The 18,706-nt window shown below is 39.1% G+C and carries 14 protein-coding genes; 6 read left to right on the top strand and 8 right to left on the bottom strand.

Translation table 11 applies throughout. The annotated features are described in order from the left end of the window. Positions 1 to 107 precede the first annotated feature (107 nt). The 4 genes from CPS_RS13875 (at position 108) to CPS_RS13860 (ending at position 9,010) form a co-directional block, all read left to right on the top strand. Positions 108 to 6,158, top strand: a complete 6,051-nt coding sequence (locus CPS_RS13875) for a beta-ketoacyl synthase N-terminal-like domain-containing protein (RefSeq protein WP_011043889.1) — start codon at positions 108 to 110, stop codon at positions 6,156 to 6,158. A gap of 190 nt (positions 6,159 to 6,348) precedes the next feature. Next, on the top strand, positions 6,349 to 6,636 hold the full coding sequence (locus CPS_RS13870; RefSeq protein ID WP_011043888.1) for a GIY-YIG nuclease family protein: 288 nt from the start codon (positions 6,349 to 6,351) through the stop codon (positions 6,634 to 6,636). Positions 6,637 to 7,074: 438 nt separating this feature from the next. After that, positions 7,075 to 8,673, top strand: a complete 1,599-nt coding sequence (locus CPS_RS13865) for a PfaD family polyunsaturated fatty acid/polyketide biosynthesis protein (protein WP_011043886.1) — start codon at positions 7,075 to 7,077, stop codon at positions 8,671 to 8,673. A gap of 25 nt (positions 8,674 to 8,698) precedes the next feature. Beyond that, positions 8,699 to 9,010, top strand: a complete 312-nt coding sequence (locus tag CPS_RS13860; RefSeq protein ID WP_011043885.1) for a hypothetical protein — start codon at positions 8,699 to 8,701, stop codon at positions 9,008 to 9,010. A 60-nt stretch (positions 9,011 to 9,070) separates the two neighbouring features. Here the strand turns inward: CPS_RS13860 and CPS_RS13855 are convergent, their stop codons facing one another. The 6 genes from CPS_RS13855 to CPS_RS13830 all read right to left on the bottom strand — a co-directional run bounded on the left by CPS_RS13855 (position 9,071) and on the right by CPS_RS13830 (position 12,690). Continuing rightward, complete coding sequence (locus tag CPS_RS13855) at positions 9,071 to 9,610, bottom strand: DinB family protein (protein WP_011043884.1); 540 nt, start codon at positions 9,608 to 9,610, stop codon at positions 9,071 to 9,073. A gap of 64 nt (positions 9,611 to 9,674) precedes the next feature. Then, the gene (gene tmpT, locus CPS_RS13850; RefSeq protein WP_011043883.1) at positions 9,675 to 10,313 is read right to left on the bottom strand and encodes a thiopurine S-methyltransferase; all 639 of its coding nucleotides are present in this window, start codon (positions 10,311 to 10,313) and stop codon (positions 9,675 to 9,677) included. Positions 10,314 to 10,762: 449 nt separating this feature from the next. Beyond that, positions 10,763 to 11,239, bottom strand: a complete 477-nt coding sequence (locus tag CPS_RS13845; protein WP_011043882.1) for a nuclear transport factor 2 family protein — start codon at positions 11,237 to 11,239, stop codon at positions 10,763 to 10,765. A gap of 314 nt (positions 11,240 to 11,553) precedes the next feature. Continuing rightward, on the bottom strand, positions 11,554 to 11,973 hold the full coding sequence (locus CPS_RS13840; protein ID WP_011043881.1) for a PaaI family thioesterase: 420 nt from the start codon (positions 11,971 to 11,973) through the stop codon (positions 11,554 to 11,556). Positions 11,974 to 12,080: 107 nt separating this feature from the next. Continuing rightward, a complete protein-coding gene (locus tag CPS_RS13835; RefSeq protein WP_011043880.1) occupies positions 12,081 to 12,284 on the bottom strand; it encodes a CPXCG motif-containing cysteine-rich protein in 204 nt (67 codons plus the stop codon). Positions 12,285 to 12,366: 82 nt separating this feature from the next. After that, positions 12,367 to 12,690, bottom strand: coding sequence for a hypothetical protein (locus tag CPS_RS13830; protein WP_011043879.1), 324 nt, complete (start codon positions 12,688 to 12,690; stop codon positions 12,367 to 12,369). Positions 12,691 to 12,923: 233 nt separating this feature from the next. On the opposite strand from CPS_RS13830, the gene CPS_RS13825 reads away from it, so the two are divergent. Continuing rightward, positions 12,924 to 14,582: a M28 family metallopeptidase gene (locus CPS_RS13825; RefSeq protein WP_011043878.1), complete on the top strand. Its 1,659-nt coding sequence runs from the start codon at positions 12,924 to 12,926 to the stop codon at positions 14,580 to 14,582. A gap of 140 nt (positions 14,583 to 14,722) precedes the next feature. On the opposite strand, the gene ybaK is transcribed toward CPS_RS13825, so the two are convergent. Continuing rightward, positions 14,723 to 15,190 carry a Cys-tRNA(Pro) deacylase gene (gene ybaK, locus CPS_RS13820; RefSeq protein WP_011043877.1) on the bottom strand — a complete coding sequence of 156 codons (468 nt, stop codon included), beginning with the start codon at positions 15,188 to 15,190 and terminating at the stop codon, positions 14,723 to 14,725. Positions 15,191 to 15,452: 262 nt separating this feature from the next. On the opposite strand from ybaK, the gene CPS_RS13815 reads away from it, so the two are divergent. Continuing rightward, positions 15,453 to 17,999, top strand: a complete 2,547-nt coding sequence (locus CPS_RS13815) for an EAL domain-containing protein (protein ID WP_187148274.1) — start codon at positions 15,453 to 15,455, stop codon at positions 17,997 to 17,999. Positions 18,000 to 18,164: 165 nt separating this feature from the next. Here CPS_RS13815 and CPS_RS13810 read toward each other — a convergent pair whose 3' ends face one another. Further along, positions 18,165 to 18,347, bottom strand: a complete 183-nt coding sequence (locus CPS_RS13810) for a hypothetical protein (protein ID WP_011043875.1) — start codon at positions 18,345 to 18,347, stop codon at positions 18,165 to 18,167. Positions 18,348 to 18,706 lie beyond the last annotated feature (359 nt).

Below are 18,706 nucleotides of genomic sequence, written 5' to 3'. Positions count from 1 at the left end.
GCCTAATTAATGGCGTAGCAGAGAAAAACAAACTGGATACCCGACAAAAAATCTCGGGTATGACGTATAAAACGCTTAAAAGTTTTATAAAACTTTTCGAGGAAAGTATGGAAAATATTGCCGTAGTAGGTATTGCTAATTTATTCCCAGGATCTTCTGCACCAGAAGAATTTTGGCAGCAATTGCTGAAGAAACAGGATTGTCGCAGTAAAGCAACCAAAGAACAAATGGGTGTTGACCCTGAAAAATACACCGGAAAAAAAGGCGACACAGATAAATTTTACTGTGTGCACGGTGGTTATATTCGAGATTTCAATTTTGATGCAACATCATTTATTCAGAACACTGCTGGTTTAACCGCACCGCTGAGTGAAGAGTACCTAAATCAACTAGATGATCTAAATAAGTGGGCTTTGTATGTTACCCAACAAGCATTAACCGACGCAGGTTATTGGGGCAGTGATAAGCTTGAGCAATGTGGCGTTATTTTAGGAAACTTATCGTTTCCAACCAAGTCGTCTAATCACTTATTTATGCCGTTGTATCACCAAGTTGTCGATAACGCATTAAAAGCCGGTATCGATAAAGATTTTCAGTTAAGTCATTTTTCTGATACTGATATTTCGACCAATAATATTCATGCAGATAATGCGCTGGTTGCGGGTTACCCTGCGGCGCTTTTAGCGAAAGCTGCGGGTCTTGGTGGTACACACTTTGCGCTTGACGCAGCCTGTGCATCAAGCTGTTATTCGGTAAAATTGGCTTGCGATTACTTGCATACTGGTAAAGCTGACATGATGCTAGCAGGTGCGGTATCAGGCTCTGATCCTATGTTTGTTAATATGGGGTTCTCAATCTTTCAAGCCTACCCAGCTAACAATATTCATGCCCCGTTTGATAAAAACTCTCAAGGCTTATTTGCCGGTGAAGGTGCAGGCATGATGGTATTAAAACGCCATAGTGATGCGGTACGTGACGGTGATAAAATTCATGCGATTATCAAAGGTGGTGCTTTATCAAATGACGGTAAAGGTGAATTTGTTCTTAGCCCAAATACTAAAGGGCAAGTGCTTGTTTATGAACGTGCCTATGAAGATGCAGCGGTTGACCCACGTGATGTAGATTACATTGAATGTCATGCTACTGGCACACCAAAAGGCGATAACGTAGAACTTGGCTCTATGGATACCTTCTTCAGCCGTTTCCCAAGAGAAAATGGCAATAAGCCTTTGCTTGGCTCAGTCAAATCTAACTTAGGTCACTTACTTACCGCGGCAGGTATGCCGGGTATGACTAAAGCGATTTGGGCACTTAATGAAGCAAAAATCCCCGCAACCATTAACTTAAACGAGCCATTAAGCTCTAAAAAAGGTTATTTAGGCGGCGCACAAATGCCAACAGATACTATCGATTGGCCAGTTCCTGCTAACAGTGCAAACAAGCCAAGAACCGCTGGTGTCAGTGTATTTGGTTTTGGTGGCTCTAATGCTCATTTAGTTTTACAACAACCCACACAGCAACTTGAGCCTATTACGGTAAAAGCCAAACCACGTGAGCCGCTCGCCATTATTGGTATGGATGCTCATTTTGGTGGTGCTGAAGATCTTGCTAGTTTTAAAACACTTATCGAAACTAATGATAATACTTTCAGAGAATTACCGACGAATCGTTGGAAAGGCATTGATAACGATACTGATGTGATGAATGCCTTGCAGCTTAGTAAAGCACCTCAGGGCGGCTATGTTGAAAACTTTGATATTGATTTTTTACGTTTCAAAGTGCCACCTAACGAGCAAGACTGTTTAATTCCCCAGCAACTGATGATGATGAAAGTTGCTGATAATGCAGCGAAAGATGCAGGACTTAAAGAAGGTAGCAACGTTGCGGTACTTGTAGCTATGGGTATCGAACTCGAGCTGCATCAATACCGAGGTCGCGTTAACTTAAGCACACAAATTGAAGAAAGTTTATTACAGCAAGGCGTTACGCTTAACTCAGAGCAACGTGAAACATTAACCAATATCGCTAAAAATGGCGTTGCTCACGCGGCGCAGCTTAATCAATATACCTCGTTTATTGGTAATATTATGGCGTCACGTATTTCAGCATTATGGGATTTTACCGGTCCTGCGATAACGCTTTCTGCGGAAGAAAACTCAGTTTATCGTTGCGTAGAATTGGCTGAGAACTTATTCCAAACATCAGACATTGATGCCGTGATTATAGCCTCGGTTGATTTAGCTGGCTCAGTAGAAAATATTACCTTAAGACAACACTTCGGTCCGGTAGAAAAGGGGCAGGTAGAAACAGGCTCAGTCTCAACAAATTCTGCAACCTCAGCAAATGTCCTTGAACAAAATACATGGCGAGTAGGTGAAGGGGCAGGTGCGTTTGTCGTTAAACCCCTGTCTAAAGTCATCCAAGTTGCAGAGCAAAGTATTTACGCCACCATAGACGGTATTAGTTTTGCCAATGGTAAAGATGCTGCGGCCATCACTAAGGCCGCAAGCGCTTCACTGAACATTGCAGGGCTTAACAGCGCAGATATTACGAGTGTTGAAGCACATGCCAGTGGTTTTAGTGCTGAAAATATAGCAGAAGCTCAAGCACTACCAGCATTGTATGCAGGCAAAGTGATTAGCAGTGTTAAAAGCAATATTGGTCATACGTTTAATGCCAGTGGTGTTGCCAGTATTATTAAAACAGCACTCTTGTTAGATGATAAAGTGTTGAATGAAGAGCGCTTAACCTCTCATGTCGCGTCTCATATAGCCGTGAATGGCTTAGGTAAAGATGAAAGCTGTGCGCACCTTATTTTGTCATCGAGCAAGCTAGCCCATCAAGCAGCGCCTCCTCCAACAGGCAAACAACGTCCTAAACTAATTAAAAATATTAGTTTAGGTGGCAAGGCCATTTTTGCAGACATCATTGCTAACGTTAAAGCACCGGCAATGACGGCGATTAAGCAAGCTTTTACTAAGCAACCTTTACGTCAGGTTAAACAGGCGGTTAATGTCATGAACATTAAACCTAAGCTAACTGAAGCAAAAGTAGCTGAAGTTAAGTTATCCCAAGCTGCTCAGCCAACTAATTTATCTAGTCAAGCTCACACACGATCAACGGTCGTTACCGGAGTAAAAGTGAAGAAAGTTACTAATACTGCTATTGCAAATAACCAAAGCAAGAGGCAAGTACCTGCAGATGTTAAACATCAAGCAAGTAAAGAAATTTTCCAAGAATCAGCTACACATCAAGCCTTTTTAAATACTCGCCAAATGGCAGGTCAGCAGATTTCGAAATTGATTGAAATGCAAGCTAATGTCAGTGCAGGGTTGCCGACTTATGTTTCAACAACAAGCGCAGCTGAGCCGGTAAATGAACGTCAGCATGCACCTGAGCTTTCGGTTGTTTCTTCAAATGTACAAGCGGAAAACCAGCAGTGGGCAAATGAATCTGGTTTTAAAATCAAAGGCCCAGCAGGATACAGCTACCCACCATTACAACTTGAAGAGCGCTTTAATAAACCCGAAGAAATTATTTGGGATACTGCCGATTTAGTTGAATTTGCTGAAGGTGATATCGCGAAAGTTTTTGGTGATGAGTTTAAAATCATCGACAGTTATTCACGTCGTGTACGTTTACCGACCACAGATTATTTATTAGTTTCACGTGTTACCGAGCTTGAAGCTACGGTAAATGAATATAAAAAATCATACATGTGCACTGAGTATGATATTCCCGTTGATGCGCCGTTCCTTATCGATGGTCAAATTCCTTGGTCAGTATCGGTTGAATCAGGACAATGTGATTTATTATTAATTTCTTATATTGGTATTGATTTTCAAGCCAAAGGCGAACGTGTTTATCGTTTACTTGATTGTGAATTAACCTTCTTAGAAGAAATGGCCTTTGGTGGTGAAACACTGCGTTATGAAATTCATATCGACTCATATGCACGAAACGGCGAGCAATTATTATTCTTCTTTCACTACGATTGTTATGTTGGTGATAAAAAAGTATTAATCATGCGTAATGGTTGTGCTGGTTTCTTCACTGATGAAGAACTTGCTGATGGCAAAGGCGTTATCTTAAATGATAAAGATAAAGCAGAATTAGCTAATGCCGTTAAAAGTGATTTTGCACCATTAATAACTAATATTGATGCAGCGAAACAAGCCAAACAGCATTTCGATTACGTTGACATGATGAAATTGGTTGATGGTGATGTTGCAGGTTGTTTTGGTGAAGAATATAACCAACAAGGTCGTAATCCGTCATTAAAGTTCTCGTCTAAGAAATTCTTAATGATAGAGCGCATTACTAAGATTGATGCAAAAGGCGGTCATTGGGGCTTAGGCTTACTAGAAGGTCAAAAAGACTTAGACCCACAGCATTGGTATTTCCCATGTCACTTTAAAGGTGACCAAGTGATGGCCGGCTCATTAATGAGTGAAGGTTGTGGTCAAATGGCGATGTTCTTAATGCTTAAATTAGGCATGCACGCTAATGTAAATAACGCACGCTTTCAGCCTATGCCAGGTGAGTCGCAAACCGTACGTTGTCGTGGCCAAGTACTTCCGCAGCACAATACGTTAACGTATCGCATGGAAGTAACCGCAATGGGCATGACTCCTTACCCATTCTTAAAAGCGAATATCGAAATTATTCTTGATGGTAAAGCGGTTGTTGATTTTAAAAACTTATCAGTGATGATCACTGAACAAGATGATAACTCGCCATATCCGGTAACTTTACCTGACAATGTTCAGCTTCAACAAAGCAAGGTGCAACCAGTAACAAATGCCGAAGTTAAAAGTGCAGACACCAATCTTGAACTAGATGAACGTGGTGTAGCGCCATTTAAACACCCTGAACGTGCTTTAATGAAAGTTGTGTCTGATTTGATCGCGCCAAAAGAGAAGGGCGTAACACCAATTCAACATTTTGAAGCGCCAATGGTAGCTGGTCAAAACCGCGTACCTAACCAAGCACCGTTTACACCTTGGCATATGTTTGAATTTGCTACCGGTAATATCTCTAAATGTTTTGGTCCTGATTTTGACGTGTATAAAGGTCGTATTCCTCCACGTACACCCTGTGGTGATTTACAAGTCGTAACACAAGTTGTCGAAGTGCAAGGTGAGCGTTTAGATCTTAAAAAGACTTCTAGCTGTATCGCAGAATACTATGTGCCGAGTGATGCATGGTATTTCACTAAAAACAGCGTTAATAACTGGATGCCTTATTCATTAATCATGGAAATTGCCTTACAACCGAATGGCTTTATTTCAGGTTACATGGGCACCACACTTAAATACCCAGAAAAAGATTTATTCTTCCGCAACCTTGATGGCAGCGGTGACTTAATCAAACAGGTAGATTTACGTGATAAAACCATTGTTAATAAATCGGTATTATTAAGCACTACCATGGCTGGCGGTATGATAGTACAAAGCTTCACTTTTGAGCTGTATGTGAAAAATGAAAGTGCTGCTGCTCAGTCATTAGAAAGTCATGACTTGTTCTACAAAGGTACGGCCGTTTTTGGTTACTTTGGTGCAGATGCGTTAACGAACCAATTAGGTATTGATAACGGTAAAGTAACGCACCCTTGGTTTGTTGATAACAATACTCCTAAATCAGACATTAAGGTGATCGATCTTAGTAATTCTAATCTGCCTTTATACCAAGCGCCATCGAACAAACCGCATTACAAATTAGCGGGTGGTCAAATGAACTTTATTGATACCGTTTCAATCGTTGAAGGCGGCGGTAAAGCGAGTATTGCTTATGTACACGGCGAACGAACTATTGATGCAACAGACTGGTTCTTCCGTTATCACTTCCACCAAGATCCGGTAATGCCTGGCTCATTGGGTGTTGAAGCGGTTATCGAATTAATGCAAACCTACGCATTAGAAAATGATTTAGGTAAGCAATTTACTAACCCAAGATTTATTGCACCGGCAACCCTAGTTAAATGGAAATATCGTGGTCAAATTACGCCATTAAACAAACAGATGTCTCTTGATGTGCATATTACAGACATCATTAAAGAAGACGGTGAAGTGAGATTAGTCGGCGATGCTAACTTATCGAAAGATGGCTTACGTATATACGAAGTAAAAGATATTGTCCTGTCGCTTGTTGAAGCATAACAATAAACAATGGATACAGGACAATATGCTCCATGCATTGTCTAATAAGTGGCATCGATGCCAAGTCCAAGAAGTAACCTCGGGTATGACGTTAATGAGGCATTTGCCTCTCAGACGTCATCCTCGAAGTATCTAATCGAGGATCCATTGATCTTAATATTTAAAGCATACAATTATCAGGGACGATAATATGAAACAGCCAGCGGTATATATACTAGCGAATAAGAAGAACGGAACTTTATATATTGGTGTTACCAGTGATTTAGTTAAGCGTATCTGGCAGCATAAAAATCATGTTGTTAGTGGGTTTACCGAAGAGTATGAAGTGCATCAGTTGGTATACTTTGAACAGCTAGATGATATGGAAAATGCCATTACTCGCGAAAAAGTAATAAAGAAATGGAATAGGGCTTGGAAAATCAGGCTAATAGAGCAGAACAATCCTAAGTGGCTAGATTTGTATAATGATATTGTGTAGCACTTGCCTCTCAACTGTCATTCCCGCGTTGTTTTGGCGGGAATCCATAGCTTTAAGTATAAGCAGTAAAGATAATAAGAAATAGTGATGTGGATACCCGACAAGTAACTTCGGGTATGACGAGTATTGTGGTATTAGTACTTGCCTCTCAACCGTCATTCCCGCCTTGTTTTGGCGGGAATCCATAGCTTTAAGTATAAGCAGTAAAGATAATAAGAAATAGTGATTTGGATACCCGATAAGTAACCTCGGATATGACGAATGGAATAATGAGTGCCATGGTATTTAAGTACTTGCCTCTCTACCGTCATTCCCGCGTTGTTTTGGCGGGAATCCATAGCTTTAAGTATAAGCAGCAAAGATAATAAGAAATAGTGATGTGGATACCCGATAAGTAACTTCGGGTATGACATTAATAAAGAATAAATAGGAACAAAGATGTCAAATTTAAGTTATAGCAATGCCAATCCAATTGATTGGGCATGGAAAGTTGATAGCAGCGCTGTTAAAGCCAATGATGTAGAAATAAAGTCAGCGTTAATGGATTTAACAAAGCCGGTTTATGTCGCAAAATCTGCTAATAGTTTTGGTGTAGTAAACGCTACTGCAGCTACCGGTGATACGGATGTTGTCGCTTTTGCTCAAAAGCTAACTCCGCAAGATTTAGGTGATGATGCTTATAAAAAGCAGCATGGCGTTAAATACGCTTATCATGGCGGCGCTATGGCTAATGGCATTGCCTCAGTTGAGCTCGTTGTCGCTTTAGGCAAAGCCGGTTTTTTATGTTCATTCGGCGCTGCTGGATTAGTACCAGATGCTGTTGAAGATGCGATTAAACGTATCCAAGCAGAATTACCTAATGGTCCTTATGCGGTAAATTTAATACATGCACCAGCGGAAGAAGCATTAGAGCGTGGCGCTGTTGAACGCTTTTTAAAGCTTGGCGTTAAAACAGTAGAAGCTTCAGCTTATTTAGGGTTAACCGAACATATCGTTTGGTATCGTTTAGCGGGTTTATCTAAAAATAGCGATGGCAGCGTAAAGATCGGCAATAAAGTTATTGCAAAGGTATCGCGAACTGAAGTTGGTCGTCGCTTTATGGAGCCTGCGCCACAAAAACTAATTGATAAGCTACTGGCTCAAGGTAAAGTCACCCAAGAGCAAGCTGAGCTTTCAAAGCTTGTACCTATGGCTGATGATATAACCGCTGAAGCAGACTCTGGTGGCCATACCGATAATCGACCTTTCTTAACCTTATTGCCGACGATTATAGCGCTTCGTGATGAAGTTCAAGCACAGTACAACTTCTCTCCAGCGCTACGTGTTGGTGCTGGTGGTGGTATTGGTACCCCTGAAGCTGCATTAGCTGCCTTTAATATGGGCTCAGCTTATATTGTTTTAGGCTCGGTAAACCAAGCATGTGTTGAAGCTGGCGCTTCTGAATACACTCGTAAGTTACTGGCTCAGGTTGAAATGGCCGATGTTACTATGGCACCAGCGGCAGATATGTTTGAAATGGGCGTGAAGTTGCAAGTTGTTAAGCGTGGTTCAATGTTCGCTATGCGCGCGAAGAAACTTTACGAGCTGTACATTAACTATGACTCAATTGAAGCTATTCCAGCCGACGAACGTCTTAAGATTGAAAAGCAGATATTTCGCTCTAATCTTGATGATGTTTGGGCAGGTACTGAAGCCTTTTTCACTGAACGTGATCCTGAAATGTTGGCGCGAGCACAATCTAGCCCTAAACGTAAAATGGCGCTAATTTTCCGTTGGTATTTAGGATTAAGCTCTCGCTGGTCAAATACCGGCGAGAAAGGCCGTGAAATGGATTATCAAATTTGGGCAGGCCCAAGTCTTGGCGCATTTAACAGCTGGGTAAAAGGCACTTACTTAGAAGATTATACTCGCCGTGGCGCCGTAGACGTTGCTTTGCATATGTTAAAAGGTGCAGCCTACTTACAACGAGTTAATCAGCTAAAACTACAAGGTGTTAGCTTAAGCACTGAACTGGCTGGCTATCGTAGCGAAGATTAGTCTTTACAGGTTTAGAGGAAATTAGATGTCAACATGTACTGAATTTGCAGTTTTTGAGGTTGAAGAAGCGAACTTAGCGCGCGTGATCGCGTTAAGTGAGTCACTATTTATTGAAATAAATGCTGAGCAAGAAAATATTATTGCTCACGAAATATTAGTGAAAACCGATAACGCAGAGGAAATATGTTGGCATCTTACTTGGGCAAATGTTGAAGCCGTAGAGGCAAGTTCAACTAAATGGTCAACCTACCCAAGTGCAGCAGGAATAGAGTCTTTAGTCGGTAAAAAACTCTATTATGGGCACTTTGTCGCAGTTGTTGCATCGACAAGAAAATAACCGCTAAGGCTGTCTTTTTGGCTGCAGCTTGTTATTCAACAATCGCGTGCTATTCATAAGTTAACGACTGCCTTCTGCAACAATCACAGGTAAATCCATACAACCATAATTAATACCAGCCTGACTCAATACACAGGTTAATTGTCCTCGATGATGAGTTTGATGATTAAAAATATGCTGAGTAACATCTGCAACCGCTTTGGTTATAGCGACACCTTCAGTGGTGGTATAAGTAATAAATCTATCACAATCCTCTTCAGTTAAATTATCGCAATAGCGAATAAGTAACGCATCAACTTGTGTTCTTAATAAGGCAATATCGAGTAAGTTAGTGTGATAAAGGTCTTGTGGTGAACCAGGCTTTGGAAATGCTGATAAATCTAATGGCGACAGATTCGCTATATTATTTGAAGCTAAACGGCCCATTAAAATCAAATCACCAAACAAAATATGATTCCAATAGCTGATAATATTGGGGAAAAAGGAGTGAGTGTCTTTTTCTAAGGTTTCACTTGGTAGCGTCAGACAATGTGCCATTAATTGGCTATTTATCCGCTGATTATATAGCGACATCATTTTAAAATTTTTTGATAAACTCAATTCAATTTCCTCAAGTTAGTTACTTTATTCCTTATTATATTACTCACAAAGGGCATAAAATTAATTAGATGGCCGACAGTAGCCAAATAGTTTCACTCGCTTCACATTTACCCTTTAAACCACCAGGTACGTCTATTTTTTTGAGAAGACTCAAGCTGTATTTATCCGAGTAATACTGCTTAATATCATCTGGACTAATCGAAAAAGGGGGACCTTCCATTACTGTTTGATCATATTCAAAAGTGAGTAGCAGTTGTGGCGCAATACGGGTAATTTCAAGTAAATGTGCTCTATATTTCTTACGCATCTGATCTGGTAAGGCAACCAATGCAGCTCTGTCATAAATGGCATCAACGCCACCTAATATTTCAGAAGATAGCTCAAAAATATCACCTACAAATATATCGATATTTTCTGCACTATAGCAGTCTAAATTTCCTAATGTTGAAATCCTTGGCTCTACGCCAAGTTCACTGAATAACTGTTCTACGGCAGGTTTATTTAGTTCAGCTCCAGCAACACGATAACCTTTAGAGAGTAACCAGGCAATATCAAGCGTTTTACCGCATAAGGGTAAAAATAGTCGGTCACCTTCAGCTAAAGAAAGGGTATTGATATATTCAGCTAATAACGGGTTAACGGCACGTTGATGAAACCCTATTTCATTGCTTTCCCATAGTTGATGCCAAAAATTTGAATCCATTTCTATACCTCTTAGTTCTTTGAGTCATTGACTAATCCCATGCACTCTTACCGTGGCTTTAATCAAAAAACAACTTATGTTGTTAGCTATCAAAGGTGAGCGCACTTGGTAGAGGATGACGAGCAGTTAAATTTGAACGCTCTTTGTTTAAACAATAACATTAATTTATCGCAAATTGCCACAAAGAAGAAATGAGTAATACCAATTAAGTGATGTGATTTTAAGAAGTTTATTGTCAGAGCGGAGTGATAACAATCTTAACAGTTGAGCATAACTTATCCGACTTAGAGAACATCACCAAAGTTACCGAACGTTAACAAGTTAATTTCAATTATGACTGTTTTTATGGGGTTTGTAATGGAGAGATTGCCTGCCTAGTTTGCGCTCTCCATCACTATTTATTTCTTGAAGTAATTATTTGTATTTTGCTCTTTATCAAAAAAATAGGATTATTCAACTATGGCGGTTTGACTTGTACCTGAACCACCCGTTATCGGTGACCAATGTGACGATCGTACCTTCCATTTCCCCGCTTCTTTAGTATATATCTGACTAACTCGGGTCCTATAATTACTGACCGCAGGACTTCCTTTTGGCGTCATAGAACCCTCGGAATAATAGTGCGCTATTGCAACTTCATCAGGTACTAAAATAGTCACATCAATATGTTTAACATCGATATTGAAAGAGTCATATTCTTCTAATCGACCGTCTGCTTTAACATGTTGAATGAGTCCGCCACTAGACCAGAACTCCATAGCACCTTCTTTAGAATAAGTGCCTTCAGGTACCTTAAGATTTTTTTTAACATAAGCATTATCGTTTACGATAGTATTTTTGACTTCTTGCTCGGTCGCAATCGCTGTCTGGGCATAGGTAATAGCGAGAACTAACAATCCAAAGAGTGTTATGAATCGTTTTTTCATTATTGTTTCTCCTAGGGGGTGAATTGTAGAATTAACATTATGATAACTGAGAACTTCAGCGTATTTTCAAAGACAAATCCACCAAAGCTCGTGATGAAGTATAGGTGAACATAAATCAATTGCTTGGAATCTTGGCTACTCTTGCAGTCGAGTAACTAAAGTCTAATAGATAAATAATGGCGTGTTTTTTTGTTTGAGGACAAGCGTAATGGTTAGTTATGCCTTTTTGAGCTGTACTTAAGTTTTCAATACGTGAAGGTTGGGGCTAACGCTATCTATCAAAGCGCTAGCATTTAAGTGAATTAGCATCGCTCTTAGTCATTATTAATTTTTGTCGGAGGTATGGAGTACGTGCCAATAACATGGGCTACCGGCTCTGCTTCACCATCGGAATACAACTCAACCTCGCCAACTACAAGAATTCTTCCGACTTTTATCAAGGTACACTTGCCGATAATATCCATTTGCGGTGAAGGTTTACGAAGAAAGTTAATCGTTAAACTGGTAGTGACGGCGAGTGGCACAAGCCCAATTTCGCCTAAGATTGCCACGTACAGAGCAACATCAGCCGTGGTCATCATTACGGGACCAGAGACAGTGCCACCGGGGCGCAATTCATCTTGTCCAACCCTGTGTCTAACGATTGCTCCTCGATTCCCAACTTCATCAATCGAACATTTTGTTTGAGGAAATTCAGAGTGTAGGAACTCGGTTAGTTCTTCTTTAGAAATCATGATTCGCCTTTGATAACGTTGGTTAACTGTTTAGTGAATTGGAACTTGCTTAAGGGTTACAAGTGTCGCTTTATCTATTAACTAGGTTTCTATTAACTAGGCAATGATTAAAATGCTTCATCTTCGCTATAAACATTCACGGTAAGCTCACCATCAATACTTTCAGAAATAATGAAATTTATCGGTTTACAACATACTTGGCAATCTTCAATGTACTGTTGGTCCAATTCGGATGCATCAATGAGCACCTTGATTGATTCACCGCAGTATGGACAACCGATAGTTTTTTCAGATAATTGATTTAATTCCATCGAAAAATTCCTTATTTAATTTAAAGATATCGTTAGCAATGATTGCGGCATAATATTTCTAAAACCTATTTCATTTATTAAATTAGTTCAGAAAGTTTTCTTCCATCATATCGAGTATTTGCACAATATTAACGTTTTTTAATTCATACTCAGTTGACGAATGAACCACACCTGCTTTGTCACCAAGGGCAATGTCGACTCGATCAGGCTTGCTATCATGAAGCACCAAGACAATTTTCTTATTGATAGCGATACAATCTATTGTTATTGCATCTGCGTTCATGCCTTGCTTACGTAATGTTTTATCCATAATACCCATGAGGGTATCAACATTTTTATTACGGTCATAAAATATATCATTGGCTTTGGCGACTATTTCAGAGAGTTCTTTTAAGGATTCTTTCATTATATTCTTATAGGTAAAGTATTTGATTGGTAACGGGTATCAGTTATTTTATTACTGTAAACCAGCGCGCATTTAAAATCTATCAGCATGTGAGGGGATTATTTACTCTTGTGGAAACTGACCATGACAGTTTGTGTTTCTTGTCTTGCGTTGATTTACATCTCGATACTGGTTAGTTGTTTTGAGACCCTTTATACTTCGACCATCTTTTTCACAGAATAAGTATAATAATTATGATAAAAAAAATTGGATTATCGCTTTTATCGGCCGCAGTGCTGGTAGGTTGTGTTGCAACAACGTCTGATGACTCTTCGAAAGTTAACTCCTCACAAGGGAATAGCGCCCAAGATATTAGTGCTAGCTATGACAGCATTAATACAGCGCAATTAATTGAACACGTAAAAGTATTATCTTCTGATAAATTTGGTGGTCGTGCGCCATCAAGCGAAGGTGAAAGACTAACTCTTGAATATTTAACTGAGCAGTTTACTGCTATTGGCTTTAAGCCAGGTAATGGTGACAGCTTTTTACAAGAAGTACCGTTAGTATCCATTGAAGCGTCAAGCGATATGACATTGTCTATTGGTGGTAAAAACTACCAGCACGGCACTGATATGGTAATGGGCAGTGCTCGAATCAGTGAATTAGAGCAGCTTAAAAATTCTGAGCTTGTTTTTGTTGGTTACGGTGTTAATGCGCCAGAATACAATTGGAACGATTATAAAGATCTTGATGTTAAGGGTAAAACGGTTGTTATTTTAGTTAATGATCCAGGTTTTGCTACACAAGACCCTGAAGTTTTCAATGGTAATGCCATGACCTATTATGGTCGTTGGACTTACAAATATGAAGAAGCGAGCCGTCAAGGTGCTGAAGGGGCAATTATCATTCATGAAACTGCACCGGCTTCATATGGCTGGTCGGTAGTTAAAAACTCTTGGACTGGTCCACAATTTAGTTTTCAACGTGATGATTTAAATAAAGATCGCGTTGCAGTGGAAGGTTGGGTTAACAGCACTGTTGCAGCTGAGTTATTTGCAAAAGCAGGTCTAGATTTTGATAAAATGAAAGAACGCGCCGCACAAGGCAGTTTTAATATTGATATGGGTAATTTAGATGCCTCTATTACGGTTAAAAATACTATAAAAAAATCAATTTCATATAATTTTATTGCAACTTTACCTGGTCAAAAACAAGCGGGCGAGCATATTTTATACTCAGCGCATTGGGATCACTTAGGTACAGATTTAACCAAAACAGGCGACCAAATTTATAATGGTGCCCGTGATAATGCGACAGGTACGGCAGCTTTGATTGAAGTAGCAGAAGCTTTTTCAAAATTACCGAATCGACCTGACCGTTCAGTAACATTCTTAGCGGTAACGGCAGAAGAGCAGGGCTTACTTGGTTCAAAGTTTTATGCAGCAAATCCAGTAATTCCAGCAGCTAAAACCGTTGCTAACATTAACATGGATGCACTAAATGCTAATGGTAAGAGTAAAGATGTCGCGGTATATGGTTTAGGACAATCTGAACTTGATAACTTTTTAACGAAAGCGGCTTTAAAACAAAACCGTATAATTTCAGGTGATCCTAGACCAGCAGCGGGAATTTACTATCGCTCTGATCATTTCGCTTTTGCTAACGTTGGTATTCCTGCCTTATATGCAAAAGGTGGTTCTATCCCGGCTGACCAAGCAACGGCAGAGTTAAGAGCCAAGTTAGATCCAATTCTTAGCAAGTGTTATCACGGTCTTTGTGATGAATATACGCAAGATTGGGATTTAACGGGCGCTGTTGAAGATATGCAATTGTTCTTTGAAATTGGCGTTGAGTTATCTGAATCAGATATTTGGCCACAATGGAGCAAAACGTCTGAGTTTAAACGATAATAATAGCGTTAAAAATCGTGTTTAGATGCGGCTTGAATTAGAAATATAGAGACTTTTCATAAGCATTAGTTCTCAGTAAATTAAGCGATAGTGCTGTAAAGTACTATCGCTTTTTTGTGTCTGTTTTACACTTTTCTAGCTTACTGACAGAGCTCAGTTAATTTGGCTTGAGTCAGTTGTTTTAAATCTTGTGGGCTTAACTCTATCTCCAAACCTCTTTTACCAGCACTAACAAACACCGTAGTAAATTGGACTGATGATGAATCAATAAAAGTATTCAAGCGCTTCTTTTGTCCCAGCGGACTAACACCACCGAGTACATAACCCGTAGAACGTTCAACATCGGTTTTTAATGCCATAGTGGCTTTTTTACCACCATGTGCTTTAGCTATTAACTTCATACTCAACATCGCCGACACAGGTATTATGGCAACGACCAGTGCTTTGTTATCAATACTCACCACTAAAGTTTTAAAAACTCTTTCACTTGAGATGCCAAGCTTTTGTGCTGCTTCATCTCCGTAGGATCCACTTGCTGCATCATGTGAATATTCATGAACGTGATAACTAATTTTACTCTTCTTGGCGGCATTAATTCCGGGTGTCATATCATCTTCCTAGGTCACTATGAGACGTGGGTATTATGGGTCATTTTGAGATAAAGCATATTCACATTTAATATATTCCATTCGCAAGATAAATATGTCTTTAATTTTGATAAAAATCAATGCGCTAGATCATCTTTTTGCTACGATTATTTTAGTACAGTGATCCTATAAAGCTCAGAATATACAATTGGCTTAACGTTTAGCAGCAATAGCTGATTCAGCTTCGCGACTGATGAACTTAGATTTTATAGGAAGGGATATTTTGTTACATACTAAAACACCAGAGCTTAACTTAATAGTTAAAGATATTATGCAATCTAGTATCTTAACGTGTTCGCCTGAGACAAAGATTAATGTTGCTGCTAGTCGTATGAGAGCACGTAATATCAGCTCAATTATCATTAAAAGTAACCTTACGCTTGGTATATGGACTGAATCAGATTGCCGTAAAATTGATTTTAGCGATCAAGAACAATTTAATGTAAGCATTAGCGAGTTAATGAACTCACCTGTGCTAACTATTAAGCAAGATATTCAGGTTAATGAGTTAGCGATTAAGTTTAGACATTACGGCGTTAGACACTTTATTGTCGTTGATGCTGATAACCTCCCTGTGGGTATCGTCAGCCAAACGGATGTCATTAAAAACCAGGGGATAGAGCATTATTTACAAGCAAAACTTGTAGCAAGCAGCTATAAAAAAAACCAACAATTACTGCAACATGATTGCCGCTTAGACAATGTAGCTGAGCAAATGAAAAAGTATGAGTGCTCATCTACACTCATTTTCAACAGTGAATTAGGGCAATACGGCATTGTCACCGAACGCGATTTACTGAGCCTGCTTGCACGGGGTGAATGTACTAAAAAGACCGCTTGGCATCATGCACATTACCCATTAAAAACTATCAATGCTGACCATTCCTTATATTCAGCTTACCAGCAATTAATCAGTCACAATATTCGTCACTTGGCGGTGTCTGATGATAATGGTGCCATCATTGGTACTTTATCAATGGACAACATTATGTCTGATATTGAATTGGCTTATGTTGAAGAGTTACATCAAATAGTTCAACAAAGAGATATCGCCCTTAGAGAATCAAAAAAACACTTGTTGGTGGCTGAGAAAATTATAGAAGCCTCTTTAGATGGCATTATGATCACCGATGAACAGGGGACAATAATCTCAGTTAATCCGGCATTTACTCGCGTGACAGGCTATAAAGAAGCGGAAGTGTTAGGGCTGAATTCAAAGATATTGAGCTCAGGTAGACATACTAGTGACTTTTATCAACAGCTGTGGTTGTGTATTTTAGAACAGGGTGTGTGGCAGGGAGAAATTTGGAATAAACGCAAGAATTCTGAAATTTATCCTCAATGGTTAACTATTATCGAGATTAGTGAAGGTGTTGACAACAATAAAGTATTTGCCGCTATTTTTAGCGATATTAGTGAAAGAAAACTTGCTGAGAAGCGCATTGAAAATTTAGCTTTTTATGATGAACTTACTCAATTACCTAATCGTAGGCTCTTTTTTGATCGTGTTGATATGGCGTTAGCAATAGCACATCGAAAAAATAATAAAATGGCTCTATTTTTCATTGATTTAGATTATTTCAAAGAAGTTAATGACAATTACGGTCATCGGATTGGCGATTTGTTATTACGAAGTTTCGCTAAGCGTTTGACTGAAAGTTCAAAAGAAGGGGATACAGTTGCTCGTATTGGCGGCGATGAATTTACCTTATTGCTAACAGATATGCGTGAAGTCGACCATATTTGTAAAGCCTGTAATCGAATCGTTGAAAAACTGCGTCAGCCTTATCATATAGAGGGTCATGCACTTAATATAACAACCTCTATTGGTATCGCCGTTTATCCTGAAGATGGGACAAACGAAGAAGAGCTGATGAAAAATGCTGATATCGCTATGTATCGTGCTAAAGATATTGGTCGTAATTCATTTCAATTATTTACACCGGCGATGAATGCTCATTCACAAGAACGGTCGTTAATACAAAGTCACTTACGTTTAGCATTAGTTCACAATGAATTGGAACTGAATTATCAAGCTCAAATCCATGGTGTTACCGGTAAAGTCATGGGCGTAGAGGCTTTATTACGCTGGTATAATCCTATTCTTGGGCAAGTATCACCTGCACAGTTTATTCCTATGGCTGAAGAACTTGGTTTTATTGCTGAAATTGACCATTGGGTTTTAGAACATGCCTGTAAACAACGAAAATTGTGGTTAGATCAGGGGCTTGATTGTGGTCGAATAGCGGTAAATATTTCAGCATTACATTTTCATCAAGGTAACCTTGTCGCTTCAGTTGAATCGGTGCTAGCTCAAAGTCAATTGCCGGCAGAGTTATTAGAGGTTGAAATAACTGAAGGCTGCTTCATTAAGCAAATGGATAAAGCGACTAGTATATTAAAACAACTTAAAAAGATGGGCGTTAAAGTTGCCTTAGATGACTTTGGTACCGGCTTTTCATCATTAAGCTACTTAACAAGTTTACCTATTGATACTCTTAAAATTGATGCGAGTTTTATTGCTAAATTACCGCATAATTTTAGAGAGAGCCAAATAACATCGGCAATTATCACCTTAGCGCAAAACCTTAATTTAGATATTGTGGCTGAAGGCGTTGAAACTGAGGCACAAAAGATTTTCTTGATCGAGCGAGGTTGCGAAATTATGCAAGGATATTTTTATAATAAACCTGTATGTGCGAAAAATTTACCTAGGGTAATTCAATCTTCGCAGTGTGGGAAAATAGTAAAACCTCAATCATCAGAATAGTCATTGTAGTGGGGGCAAGAGCAAAGATAATCGAGAATGCTAAGTTATCAGTTTAAGTGAAATATCACGTTGAATTTTAAATTCAACTGTAGACTATCCAACTTAATTAATATCAGTAGATTTGCTTAGATTCTCTTATGGATTATCCTGACGATACTCGTTTGGCTAGATGTCTGTTGCAGGTGTTATTTTCACATATTCATAACTAAATGCTCTGACTTTTTTACCTGAATTTGCAACAAACTCTACTGTTGTTGAACGAGGTAATATCAATATTGCGTCGAACTCCTCACCAGCTAAAAAAGTATCATGGCCACATACCAAGTCTTGGGTTAATTTAATCCGCATTTCTAATCTTCGCTATCGTAAGTTGAATAATTGCACTGATTGTAACATTTTTTTTACGTGAAAAGTTAGTGCAAAAAACGTTCTAACCGAGTTAAATATGAATTATCGAAAATAATATCTTATCTAGCTAGTAAATAATCATGGTGTTTAATTTTTTAATATACGAGGATGAACTGAACAACCAGTTAAATTTGAATGCGTGTTAATAGTTGTACTTACACTGACGTTAACTTTTAGCTGAAAGTGATCCCTTTGTTAATACCACTGACCTAAAGCTTATTACCACGAAAGAGTAATAAAATACCCTACTCAAAATAGGGCTAACTCGTTTCAACTTTCACCACAAAGTGGTCATATAT

It is taken from the genome of Colwellia psychrerythraea 34H, from assembly GCF_000012325.1.
GTDB lineage: Bacteria > Pseudomonadota > Gammaproteobacteria > Enterobacterales > Alteromonadaceae > Colwellia > Colwellia psychrerythraea_A.
The sequence above is the reverse complement of the archived record's forward strand: the minus strand, read 5'-3'. Positions and strand labels throughout refer to the sequence as shown.